The organism is Streptomyces sp. NPDC037421 (assembly GCF_055602105.1).
The window spans coordinates 1-11,139 of sequence record NZ_JBVJWV010000066.1; the positions used below are offsets into that span (position 1 = coordinate 1).

The following is an 11,139-nucleotide window of genomic DNA, read 5'->3' on the forward strand; positions in this document are numbered from 1 at the left end:
CCCCCCCCCCCCCCCTCCCCCCCCCCCCCCCCCCCCCCCCCCCCCCCCCCCCCCCCCCCCCCCCCCCCCCCCCCCCCCCCCCCCCCCCCCCCCCCACCGCCGGGTGCGTTCAGAGCACTCGGGCGACGCCGCGGATCGCCTCCAGCAGCTCGGCCTGGCGCAGGGACGGGCCGTCGGGGGCCGCGGCGCCCGTACGGACGGCTTCGGTGAAGGCCGCGACGGCCGCCAGCACCTGGTCGTCGGGGGCGAGGGCGATCTCCTCGGTGCCGGTGCGGCGTTCGAGGCGGATCCGGGGCGCGTGGCCGGCGGGCGGGGTGAAGGCCTTGTCGACGGTGACGCGCCCTTCGCTGCCCGTGATCTCGTAGGCACTGCGGTAGCCGTGGTCGAGGCCGAAGGCGAGCTGCGCGGTGACCCCTGCGGGGGTGCGCAGCAGGGCCGTGCCGGCCGTGTCGACGGCCCGGCCCGGGCCACCCCTGACCAGTACGGCTGCCTCGGCCTCCAAGCGGTCCCCCAGGAAGTGCAAGGCCGCGCGGACGGGGTACACACCGGTGTCCCAGAGGGCGCCGCCGCCGAGTGCGGCGTCGTAGCGGATGTCCGTGTCGGGCAACCGGGGGATGGTGAACTCCGCGCGGAACGAGCGTGGTTCACCGATCACACCGTCCGCCACGAGTGCCCGTACCTTGGCGTGCTGGCGGTGGTGGACGAACATGACGTTCTCCCTCAGCACCCTCCCGGTTCCGCCGGCCAGGGCCAGGAGCCGCCGCGTGGAGTGGAGATCAGTGGTGAGGGGCTTCTCCGCGAGGACGTGCTTGCCCGCGCGGAGTGCCGCTTCCACCCATTCGGCGTGCAGTGCCGCCGGCAGCGGCACGTACACGGCGTCGATGTCGTCCCGCTCCAGCAGTGCTCCGTATCCGGTGACGGCCTCGCAGTGGGCTTCCGCGGCGGTTTCCCGGGCCTTGGCCGCGTCGCGGCTGGCGACGGCGACGAGCCGCGCGCCGGATGCCGCCCGCAGGGCGGGCAGCATCCGGCGGCGGGCGATGTCGGCACAGCCCAGGACGCCGATACGGACGAGCTCCGTCACAGGCGCACCGCACCGGATGTCAGGCAGGAGAGCAGGGTGCGCGCCTGCACGTTGAGGTAGTGGTTGTGCCGCAGCAGGGCGCTGAGCTGTCCCGGGGTCGCCCACAGGTAGCCCGGCGGGGCGTCGAGCGGAGCCTGGTCCTCGTCGGTGTCGAGGAACAGGTAGCGGCTCTCCGCGTTCAGGAACCGGCCGCCCTCCTCGGAGTGCAGTGCCTCGTAGCGGATCCGGGCGGGATCGGCGCCGAGCACGAGGTCGAGGAAGGGCGGGCGCTCCGGCTGCGGCAGGTGCGCGTAGTTCGACGGGGTGTACTGCACGGTGGGGCCGAGCTCGACCGTGTCGGCGAAGCCGCCCTCGACGCGGGCGTGCACCAGCAGGTGCGGGACGCCTCCGATCCTGCGGGTCAGGAAGGCGGTGACGCCCGTGCCCCTGGGCTCGAACAGCGGCTGTGACCAGCTGGCGACCTCGCGGCTGCCCGCCTGTACGCCGACCGCGACGACGTCGAAGTAGCGCCCTTCCTCGTGCTCGATGGTCCGATCGCCGCGCTTCCAGCCCGGGATGCCGGCGAGCGGCACGCGTTCGGCGCTCACGTCGTGGCGGGAGCGCTCCTTGGTGAACCAGGACAGCAGCTCGGTGTCGGAGTGGTGGGAGAGCGCCTCGGGGTCCGCGAACGGGGCGCAGGCCAGGACGGTGCGCGCGTCCATGTTGATCACGTTGTCCTGGCGCAGCAGCTCGCCGATCTGGCCGAGGGTCAGCCAGCGGAAGTCGTCGTGCTCGGGCACCTCGCCGACGGCCTCGACGAGCATGTTGCGGTTGCTCTTGCGGTAGAACCACGAGCCGTGCTCGGACTGGAGGACGTCGGCGAGCACCCGGCCGCGGCCGGGTTGCGTGAAGTACTCGATGTAGCGGACGTCGGCGCCCTTGTGGGCCTTGGTGTAGTTGCTGCGGGTGGCCTGGACCGTCGGCGACAGCTGGAGCAGGTTCCGGTTGCCGGGCTCCATCTTGGCCTGCATCAGGAAGTGCAGGACGCCGTCGAACTCCTTGACCAGGATGCCGAGGATGCCCACCTCGGGCTGGCGGATGATCGGCTGGTGCCACTGGCGCTCGACGCCGTCGGTGGTGCCGGTCACCCGCAGGCCCTCGACGGTGAAGAACTTCCCGCTGCGGTGGCCGAGGTTGCCGGTGTCCGGGTCGAAGGACCAGCCGTCGAGCTCCGCGAAGGGGATCCGGTCCACCTGGAAGCGGTGTGCGCGGCGGCGTTCCTCCAGCCAGCCGTGCACGTCCGGGGTGCCGGCCGTGGCCGCTTCCGGGGCGGCGGCCGACCGGGCCAGGCGCTCCGGGAGACCCGCGTCGCCCCGGGGCCGCAGGGCCGGCCCGGTACGGCCGGGGCGGCCGGCGGCGGCCGTCACGAGTGGGCCCCCACGAACTCCTTGACCGAGGCGATGACATAGTCGAGCATCTCGTCGGTCAGGGCCGGGTAGACGCCGACCCAGAAGGTCTGGTCGGTGATGATGTCGCTGTTGGTGAGGTCGCCGACGATGCGGTGCGGCTGGTCGATGTACGCGGGGTGCCGGGTCAGGTTCCCGGCGAACAGCCGCCGCGTGCCGATCTTGCGGTCCTCCAGGAAGTCCACGAGGGCGGCCCGGGTGTAGGGCGCCTCGGGATCCACGGTGATGGCGAACCCGAACCAGCTCGGGTCGCTGCGCGGGGTGGCTTCGGGGAGGATCAGGTGGGGCACGGCGTCGAGCCCGTCGCGCAGTCGGCGCCAGTTGCGGCGGCGGGCGTCGCAGAAGTCGTCGATCTTGTCGAGCTGGGTGAGGCCGAGGGCCGCCTGGATGTCGGTGGCCTTCAGGTTGTAGCCCACGTGGGAGAAGATGTACTTGTGGTCGTAGCCCTCGGGGAGGGTACCCATCTGGTACTTGAAGCGCTTGAGGCACTTGTTGGTCTCGCCCGGCTCGCACCAGCAGTCCCGGCCCCAGTCGCGCAGCGATTCCACGATCCGCGCGAGCGCCAGGTTCGAGGTCAGGACGCAGCCGCCCTCTCCCATGGTGAGGTGGTGGGCGGGGTAGAAGCTGACGGTGGTGATGTCACCGAAGGTGCCGGTGAGCTGCCCGTCGTAGGTGGAGCCGACCGCGTCGCAGTTGTCCTCGATCAGGAACAGGTCGTGCTCCTGCGCCAGCTGCGCGATCTCGGCGACCTCGAAGGGGTTGCCGAGGGCGTGCGCGATCATGATGGCGCGGGTCTTGGGTCCGATGGCCTGTGCGACACGGTCGGCAGTGGTGTTGTACGTCCCCAGCTCGACGTCGACGAAGACGGGCACGAGGCCGTTCTGGATGATCGGGTTGACGGTGGTCGGGAAGCCCGCGGCGACCGTGATGACCTCGTCGCCGCGCTTGAGGCGCCGGTCCTCCAGCAGGTGCGAGGTGAAGGCCGTCATGGCCAGCAGGTTCGCGGAGGAGCCCGAGTTGGTCAGATGGGCCTTGCGGTGACCCAGCTTGCGGGCGAACCGCGATTCGAACTTGCGCGAGCTGGGTCCGGCGGCGATCCGCATCTCCAGGGCCGCCTCGACCAGGGCGGCGCGGTCGCGCTCGTCGAGGACCGCGCCCGCCGGCCAGATCTCCGTGGTGCCGGGAACGAAGGGCCCGTCGTTCTGTGTGTCCTGGTGGAACTTCGCGGTCTCGTCGAGGATGAGTCCCTTGTGGACGTTCATGACGGGGTCCCTTCACGGCCCTCGGGGCCGAAGTTGTCTGTGCGGTGCTTCACGGCCTTCCACCAGCCCGGGTTGTCGCGGTACCAGGCGACGGTGTCGGCGAGGCCCTGTTCGAAGGGGACGCGCGGCGCGTACCCCAGCTCCTCGCGGATCTTGGTCTCGTCGAGGGCGTAGCGCAGGTCGTGGCCCTTGCGGTCGGCCACCCGGCGCACGGCGGAGGAGTCGGCGCCGCACAGGGCGAGCAGCCGCTCGGTGATGTGCAGGTTGGTCTGCTCGTTGCCGCCGCCGATGTTGTAGACCTCGCCGGCCCGGCCCCGGTCCAGGACCAGGGCGATCGCCCGGCAGTGGTCGTCGACGTGCAGCCACTCGCGGACGTTGCGTCCGTCGCCGTACAGGGGGACCTGTTCGCCCTCCAGCAGGTTGGTGACGAAGAGCGGGATCAGCTTCTCGGGGTGCTGGTACGGCCCGTAGTTGTTCGAGCAGCGGGTGATGGAGACGTCGAGTCCGTGCGTGCGCCAGTAGGAGCGCGCGATGAGGTCGGAGGCGGCCTTGGACGCGGCGTACGGGGAGTTGGGCTGGAGCGGCCACTCCTCGGTCCAGGCGCCCTCGGCTATGGAGCCGTAGACCTCGTCGGTGGAGACGTGGACCACGCGCCGGACCCCGGTGGCCAGGCAGGCGTCCAGCAGGGTCTGGGTGCCGCCGACGTTGGTGCGGACGAACTCGGCCGCGGAGTGCACCGACCGGTCGACGTGCGACTCGGCCGCGAAGTGCACCACCGCGTCGTGGCCGGGCAGCAGCTCGCGCAGCAGCGGCTCGTCGCAGATGTCGCCCCGGACGAAGTCCAGCCGGGGGTGGGCGGCCGGCAGGTTGTCCCGGTTGCCCGCGTAGGTGAGCTTGTCGAGGACCGTGACGCGCGTCTCCTCGTGACCGGCGTATCCGCCGTCGAGCAGGGTGCGGACGAAGTGCGAGCCGATGAACCCGGCCCCGCCGGTGACCAGCAGCCTCATACCGCCTCCTCGGGGCGCGTCCGTTCGGGGACGGGGTGTGTCATGTCGTGCTCCTTGGCAGGAAGGAAGGGAAGGATGCCGCCGTCAGGCGGATCGGGCCTCGGCGGTGTTGTCGCGCCAGGTACGCGGACCGAGGAAGCCTCGTACCCGCTCGGGCCGGTGCCAGCCGGCCAGTACGGGCCCACTTCCCGCCGTACCGCCGTGCTGGCCTTCGTGAGCCGCCGCCCGGGCCATGACGACGGCGGTCAGTGCCGCCAGTTCCTCGGCGTCGGGCGATCCCTTCACCACTCGGATGAAGTGGCCGGGCTGGTCGGTGTCCACGGGCTGCTCCTCGTCTCGTGACGTTCCGCCGGCGCTCACTGCGGCGGGTTGCCGTGCTTGCGGGCGGGCAGGTCTGCGTGCTTGGCGCGCAGCATGGCCAGGGAGCGGATCAGCACCTGGCGGGTCTCGCACGGATCGATCACGTCGTCGATCAGGCCGCGTTCGGCCGCGTAGTAGGGGTGCATCAGCTCGTCCTTGTACTCCGCGATCCGCTGCGCGCGGACGGCCTCGGGGTCTTCGGCCGCGGCGATCTCGCGCCGGAAGACCACGTTGGCCGCACCCTCGGCGCCCATGACGGCGATCTCGTTGGTGGGCCAGGCCAGCGCCAGGTCGGCACCGATGGAGCGCGAGTCCATGACGATGTAGGCGCCGCCGTAGGCCTTGCGCAGGACCAGGGAGATGCGCGGCACGGTCGCGTTGCAGTACGCGTACAGCAGCTTGGCTCCGCGCCGGATGATGCCGTTGTGCTCCTGGTCCACGCCCGGCAGGAAGCCGGGGACGTCGACCAGCGTGACCAGCGGGATGTTGAAGGCGTCGCAGAACTGGACGAACCGCGCACCCTTCTCGGACGCCTCGATGTCCAGCACGCCCGCCATGGCCGCCGGGTTGTTCGCGACGATGCCGACGACGTGACCGTCGAGGCGGGCCAGGGAGCAGACGAGGTTGGGCGCCCAGGCCGGGTGCACCTCGAAGTGCTCGCCGTCGTCGACGACCTCCTCGATGACCTTGCGGATGTCGTACGCCTGTCCCGGCTGCAGCGGGACCAGGTCGAGCAACGCCTCGTTCAGCCGGTCGGCCGGGTCGCCGGTGTGCTCGACGGGTGCCAGCTCGCGGTTGTTGGAGGGCAGCAGGGCCAGCAGGTAGCGCACCTCGGCGATGCAGGTCTCCTCGTCGTCGTACGCGAAGTGCGCGACACCCGAGGTGGCGGAGTGGACGTCCGCTCCGCCCAGTCCGTTCTGGCTGATCTCCTCACCGGTGACCGCCTTGACCACGTCCGGACCGGTGATGAACATCTGCGAGGTCTCGCGGACCATGAACACGAAGTCGGTGAGCGCCGGCGAGTAGGCCGCGCCGCCCGCGCAGGGGCCGAGCATCACCGAGATCTGCGGGATGACGCCGGAGGCCCGGGTGTTGCGCTGGAAGATGCCGCCGTAGCCGGCGAGCGCCGACACGCCCTCCTGGATACGAGCACCCGCACCGTCGTTCAGCGACACCAGCGGGGCGCCGGCCGCCTCGGCCATGTCCATGATCTTGTGGATCTTCTCGGCGTGGGCCTCGCCGAGCGCACCGCCGAAGATGCGGAAGTCGTGGGCGTACACGAAGACGGTGCGTCCTTCGACCGTTCCCCAGCCGGTGACGACACCATCGCTGTAGGGCTTCTTGGCCTCGAGCCCGAAACCGGTCGCCCGGTGCCGCCTCAGCGGCTCGACCTCGCTGAACGATCCCTTGTCCAGGAGCAGCGCGATCCGCTCGTGCGCGGTCAGCTTGCCCTTGGCATGCTGACGCTGGGTCGCGCCCTCGTCGCCGCTGCGCGCGGACTCCTTGATCCCGTTGAGTTCGTCGATCCGGTGCCGGATCGTGTCATCCGCTCGGGGCATGGTTCTCCCACCCTCTCCGTGGGTCGATGGTCAGACTGCGGTGGCGGTGAAGGCGTCGACCGCCCCGGCCAGGCGGGCCGCGGTGTCCGTCGGGTGGACCCGGGCGCCTGGAAGGATCCGGCGGATCAGTCCGCCCAGCACCCGTCCGGGCCCCACCTCGACGAACCGGTCCGCGCCCGAGGCGGCGAGCGTCCCGACGGTCTCGGTCCACCGCACCGGGCTGGTGAGCTGGCCGCGCAGGGTGACGACGGCCTCGGCGGCCGTCGTCACCCACCCTCCGGTGACACCGGAGACCAGCGGCACGGCCGGGTCGCGGAACTCCGTGGCGATCAGCGTCTCGGTGAACTCCGCCTGTGCCTCGTCCAGCAGGCTGGAGTGGAACGGGCCGCCGGTACGCAGCCACTCCACGCGCGCCCCGGCGGCCCGGGCCGCGTCGGCGGTGTGGGCCACCGCCTCGGCCTGGCCGGACACCACGGTCTGACGGGGCTCGTTGTCCCCGGCCACCTCGACCACCTGGCCGGTGGCCGCCCTGGCCTCGGCGCACATCCGCGCCAGGTCCGTGCGGCTCAGGCCGATGACCGCCGCCGTGGCGCTGCCGATGCGGTCCCCGACCGTGGCGACGAGCTCGCCGCGGAGCCGGACCAGCCACAGGGCCTCGGTCCACTCGAGCACGCCGGCGGCGACCAGCGCCGCGTACTCGCCCAGGCTGTGCCCCGCCACGGCGTCCGGCCGCAGCCCCTCGCCGCGCAGCACCTCCAGTACGGCCAGGCTCGTCAGGAAGATCGCCGGCTGCGCCACCGCCGGGTCCTCCAGGTCCCGGGGGGACCCGTCCAGGCAGACCCGGGCCAGCGGGATCCCCAGCAGGTCGTCGGCGGTGCGGTAGTAGGTGTCGGCGAGGTCGGGCCGCAGGGCGAGCAGCTCCTTGCCCATGCCGGCGCATTCGGAGCCCTGGCCGGGGAAGACGAAGGCGGTGGTCATCCGGTCACGTCCTTACTTGCGGTTCAACTGGCGAAGACCGTGTCGTGCGGTCCGGGAGCGGCGGCGCCGCACACGCTGTTGCCTGTGGCCAGCCAGGTGTCGGGCACCCAGCGGACTTCGACCGCCTTGGGGGCGGCTCCCGCCACCGCCACGGCGGCGGCGTGGTTGGCGTCGGCCGGAACGCCGGCCATGGTCCAGCCGTCCGGGTGACGACCGTGGTCGGTGCCCAGGTAGTCCTCCGCGGGCGAACGGCTCAACCCTGTCCCAAGCCCCTTGAGGAACGCTTCCTTGCGCGTCCAGATCTGCCCGAACAGCTGCCGCCGCTCCTCACCGGCCTCGGTCTCGGCGATCTCCAGCTGTTCATCGGGGTGCAGCGCCTTGGAGCAGATGTCCACCGTCTCGGCGCCGGGGAGTTTCTCCACGTCAACGCCGATCGGCGTGGTGCCGACGCCCACCATGGCCACGCTCCCGCTGTGCGAGAGGGAGTAGTGCAGCGGCGGCGGCGGGGGAGAGAGGGCGGGACGCCCGTGCGGCTCGCCGCAGCCGGGGCAGGGCTCGCGCATGAAGCGGACGTCCTGGGGCAGCGTGGCCGTGTAGCGTCCGAGTAGCCGGCGCACCGCCACGTGGGCGGCGGCGTACAACAGGCCGTCGGACTGGCGGATGAAGGAGTCGGTGCGCTTGCGCTCCTTCTCGTCGAGTTCACCGATCGCCAGGGCTTCGGCGTCCGCCCCGGTGGGACGTCGGATCAGCCAGAGGTCGACGCGGTCGGCGGAGAGGGTGAAGTCGGGGCGCGCCAGGTCCCGGTGGTGCACCGCCGGGCGCGCGGCCGGCAGGAGGGTCGTCGTCGTCATGCCGGCACCGGTGCCCCGTGCAGGTGGGCGTCCGGACCGAGCTGGCCGGCGAGGCAGTCGATGAGCTCCTGGGCGCTGTTGGCGAGCAGCAGCCGCTGGAGGTTCACGTCGACGCCGAGGGTCGCCTCCATCCGGTACTGGAGCTCGATACCGGAGATCGAGCCGATGCCGAGGCAGCCCATGGGGCGGCCCGTGGTGTCCACAAGGTGGGGCTCGATGCCGAGGATGCGGCCGAGTTCCTCGCGTACGTACTGCTCCAGGATCCGGGTGCGCTCGCGCAGCCCCGCGGTGGCCAGGACCGCCATGTCGGGCCGGGTCATGTGAACAAGACCGGTGTCTGTCTCGTACGTCTGTGACATGTGAAGTGTGTTCATGATGCTTTCCGGGTCGGGGCGGACGGAGTCGCCTCCGTCCGCCCGTGGTCGGGTTTGCGGGGCTGAGGGTCAGGCCTGGTAGGGGTTCTTGGCGCGGCCCTCACGCAGGGTCGTGGCCCACCAGATGAGCTGGTCGAGCAGCACCTTGGCCGCGCCCTGCGGTCCCTCCGGGTCCTTCGGCAGACCGTCCTCGCCGAACTGCTCCCACGCCGAGTGGAAGCTGACGCCGTCGCGGACGGTGACCGCGTGCAGCTCGGCGAAGATCGGACGCAGCTGCTCCACCGCGCGCAGGCCGCCCGCGAGGCCGCCGTAGGAAACGAAGCCGACCGGCTTGGCACGCCACTGGGTGTAGTGCCAGTCGATGACGTGCTTGAGGGACGCCGGGAAGCTGTGGTTGTACTCCGGCGTCACAACCACGTACGCGTCGGCCTGCTCCAGCCGCGGCGAGATCGTGGCCAGCGCCTCGGCGGTCTCCGGGGAGGGGTCGTGGGAGAGGGCGCTCGGCAGCTCGTGCTCCGTCAGGTCGATCACGTCGACGACGAGGTCCGCCCGCTCCCGGGCCTGCTCGGCGAACCACTGGCCCGGTACGGGACCGAAGCGGCCTTCACGCACACTGCTGATGATGACGGCCAGCTTCAGGGGCTCGTTCGACATTGTGGGTCCTTTCATGGACGACTCTGTGGTGAGGTGAAATGAGGTGAGGTGGAGCGGGCGTTCCGGGTCAGGCCGCCCAATGCGACACACGCCCCGGCCGCTCCCACGGCGATGACCAGCCAGAGCGCCTGGCTCCGGCCCGCCGTGTACAGCACGGCGGCGGGTGCCGCCGTGAATGCCGCGCCCGTTTGGACGCAGGTCTGGTAGAAGCCTCCCGCCGGCCCCTGCAACCGGGCCGGGACCGAGCCCGTCGCCTGGAGGTGCAGGGCGGTGAAGGCGAGGACGAAGGCGGCGCCGACGCACGTCATGGCGGGGAGCAGGCCGACGGGGCCCGGCTCGGCTCCCGCACCCCGCGGGTAGAGCGCGTACCCGAGCGGGGCGAGGGCCGCCCCTGCGGCGACCGCCCGGGCCGGGCCCAGCCTCACGGCGATCCGGCTGGAGTGCAGAGCGGTCAGCGCGAGCGGTGCGGCGGCGGGCAGGAAGGCGAGCGCCGTCTGCCAGGATCCCCACCCGGCCCGTTGGAGGTGCAGGGTGGCGATGAGCAGGAAGGCCACGTACGAGCCGTTGAGTGCGGCGGCGCCGACGGCGGAACGCAGCAGTGCGGCGTGCCCCAGCAGTTCGCGGGGCACCAGGGGCCTCGGCGATCGGCGCTCGGCCACGATGAAGGCCGCGCCGAGCACGAGCGCCGCCGCGAAGGCCGACGCCGCCCAGGCCCGCTCCCGGCCGGTGCCGAGGAAGTGCGAGAGCGCGTACACCAGCAGCAGGACGGCACCGGTGAGGCTGAAGCCGCCGGCCAGCGCGTAGCGTCCTGCCCCCTTCGACGACGACCGTGGGGCGGGTCCGTCCCGCGGGACCAGCCGCAGGCCGGCGGCCAGCAGCAGCAGCGCGACGGGCGCCGGGAAGGCCAGGGTCCAGCGCCAGCTGATCACGCTCAGCAGCCCGGACAGCAGCAGCCCCGTGCAGAAACCGACGGCTCCGAAGAAGGAATAGAGCGACACCGCCTTCCGACGGGCCTCCCCATCGGGGACCGCGGACATGATGATGGCGAGTCCGGTGGGCGCGGTCAGCGCCACGCAGAAGCCCTTGACCACACGGGTCGCGGTCAGCACGGCGGCGTCCTCCGCCAGCGCCCCGGCCAGGGACGCGACGGCGAAGACGAGGAGGGCCGCCAGGTAGACCCTGCGGCGGCCGAGCCGTTCGACCAGCCGGCCCCCCAGGAGCAGGAGCCCGCCGAAGCCCGCGGCGAAGCCGGTGACGATCCACTGGAGCTGCGGGGCCTCCAGCCCCAGACCGGCACCGACGACGGGTAACGCCACCAGGGTCGCGGACACCTCCAGGGCGTCGACCAGCATGTTGGCGGCGAGTACGGACACCAGGGCCCACGGGGCCGGGGCCCGCTCGCCGACGGGCAGGTTTGTCGTCGAGGAGTGCATGCTCGCATTTCGCTGGAGAGCGGGGAAAAGGGTGGGGGGGGGGGGGGGGGGGGGGGGGGGGGGGGGGGGGGGGGGGGGGGTGGAGGGGGGGGGGGGGGGGGGGGGGCGGAGGGGGGGGGAGCGGAGGACGGTGAG

At 72.1% G+C, this 11,139-nt stretch carries 11 protein-coding genes; all 11 read right to left on the minus strand.

Annotated features, from left to right (window positions below; genetic code table 11):
• Positions 1–109: 109 nt before the first annotated feature.
• Complete coding sequence (locus tag ACZ7IF_RS38625; RefSeq protein ID WP_470981629.1) at positions 110–1,081, minus strand: Gfo/Idh/MocA family protein; 972 nt, start codon at positions 1,079–1,081, stop codon at positions 110–112.
• Complete coding sequence (locus ACZ7IF_RS38630; protein ID WP_470981631.1) at positions 1,078–2,487, minus strand: NDP-hexose 2,3-dehydratase family protein; 1,410 nt, start codon at positions 2,485–2,487, stop codon at positions 1,078–1,080. The genes ACZ7IF_RS38625 and ACZ7IF_RS38630 overlap by 4 nt, the downstream gene beginning before the upstream one ends.
• Entirely contained in the window at positions 2,484–3,788 is a 1,305-nt protein-coding gene (gene rfbH, locus ACZ7IF_RS38635) for a lipopolysaccharide biosynthesis protein RfbH (RefSeq protein WP_470981633.1), read from the minus strand. Before rfbH ends, ACZ7IF_RS38630 begins: the two co-directional genes overlap by 4 nt.
• Positions 3,785–4,795: a dTDP-glucose 4,6-dehydratase gene (gene rfbB, locus ACZ7IF_RS38640; RefSeq protein ID WP_470981635.1), complete on the minus strand. Its 1,011-nt coding sequence runs from the start codon at positions 4,793–4,795 to the stop codon at positions 3,785–3,787. The genes rfbH and rfbB overlap by 4 nt, the downstream gene beginning before the upstream one ends.
• An 84-nt stretch (positions 4,796–4,879) precedes the next feature.
• A complete protein-coding gene (locus tag ACZ7IF_RS38645; RefSeq protein WP_470981637.1) occupies positions 4,880–5,116 on the minus strand; it encodes an acyl-CoA carboxylase subunit epsilon in 237 nt (78 codons plus the stop codon).
• Positions 5,117–5,151: 35 nt separating this feature from the next.
• Positions 5,152–6,714 (minus strand): acyl-CoA carboxylase subunit beta, encoded by a 1,563-nt coding sequence (locus ACZ7IF_RS38650; protein WP_470981639.1) that lies wholly within the window; start codon positions 6,712–6,714, stop codon positions 5,152–5,154.
• Between the two features lie 30 nt (positions 6,715–6,744).
• Positions 6,745–7,692: an ACP S-malonyltransferase gene (fabD, locus tag ACZ7IF_RS38655; RefSeq protein WP_470981640.1), complete on the minus strand. Its 948-nt coding sequence runs from the start codon at positions 7,690–7,692 to the stop codon at positions 6,745–6,747.
• Positions 7,693–7,715: 23 nt separating this feature from the next.
• Positions 7,716–8,543, minus strand: a complete 828-nt coding sequence (locus ACZ7IF_RS38660; protein ID WP_470981641.1) for a 4'-phosphopantetheinyl transferase family protein — start codon at positions 8,541–8,543, stop codon at positions 7,716–7,718.
• Positions 8,540–8,902, minus strand: a complete 363-nt coding sequence (locus tag ACZ7IF_RS38665) for an acyl carrier protein (RefSeq protein WP_470981643.1) — start codon at positions 8,900–8,902, stop codon at positions 8,540–8,542. Before ACZ7IF_RS38665 ends, ACZ7IF_RS38660 begins: the two co-directional genes overlap by 4 nt.
• Before the next feature lie 84 nt (positions 8,903–8,986).
• Positions 8,987–9,571, minus strand: coding sequence for an NADPH-dependent FMN reductase (locus ACZ7IF_RS38670; protein WP_470981645.1), 585 nt, complete (start codon positions 9,569–9,571; stop codon positions 8,987–8,989).
• A gap of 11 nt (positions 9,572–9,582) precedes the next feature.
• Positions 9,583–11,004: an MFS transporter gene (locus ACZ7IF_RS38675; protein WP_470981647.1), complete on the minus strand. Its 1,422-nt coding sequence runs from the start codon at positions 11,002–11,004 to the stop codon at positions 9,583–9,585.
• Between the last annotated feature and the right edge of the window lie 135 nt (positions 11,005–11,139).

What these genes read in the sequence shown, in the direction of transcription:
- rfbH (WP_470981633.1), bottom strand. Translation starts at nt 3,788, where the DNA reads ATGAACGTCCACAAGGGACTCATCCTCGACGAGACCGCGAAGTTCCAC.
- rfbB (WP_470981635.1), bottom strand. Translation starts at nt 4,795, where the DNA reads ATGAGGCTGCTGGTCACCGGCGGGGCCGGGTTCATCGGCTCGCACTTC.
- ACZ7IF_RS38650 (WP_470981639.1), bottom strand. Translation starts at nt 6,714, where the DNA reads ATGCCCCGAGCGGATGACACGATCCGGCACCGGATCGACGAACTCAAC.
- fabD (WP_470981640.1), bottom strand. Translation starts at nt 7,692, where the DNA reads ATGACCACCGCCTTCGTCTTCCCCGGCCAGGGCTCCGAATGCGCCGGC.
- ACZ7IF_RS38660 (WP_470981641.1), bottom strand. Translation starts at nt 8,543, where the DNA reads ATGACGACGACGACCCTCCTGCCGGCCGCGCGCCCGGCGGTGCACCAC.
- ACZ7IF_RS38665 (WP_470981643.1), bottom strand. Translation starts at nt 8,902, where the DNA reads ATGTCACAGACGTACGAGACAGACACCGGTCTTGTTCACATGACCCGG.
- ACZ7IF_RS38670 (WP_470981645.1), bottom strand. Translation starts at nt 9,571, where the DNA reads ATGTCGAACGAGCCCCTGAAGCTGGCCGTCATCATCAGCAGTGTGCGT.
- ACZ7IF_RS38675 (WP_470981647.1), bottom strand. Translation starts at nt 11,004, where the DNA reads ATGCACTCCTCGACGACAAACCTGCCCGTCGGCGAGCGGGCCCCGGCC.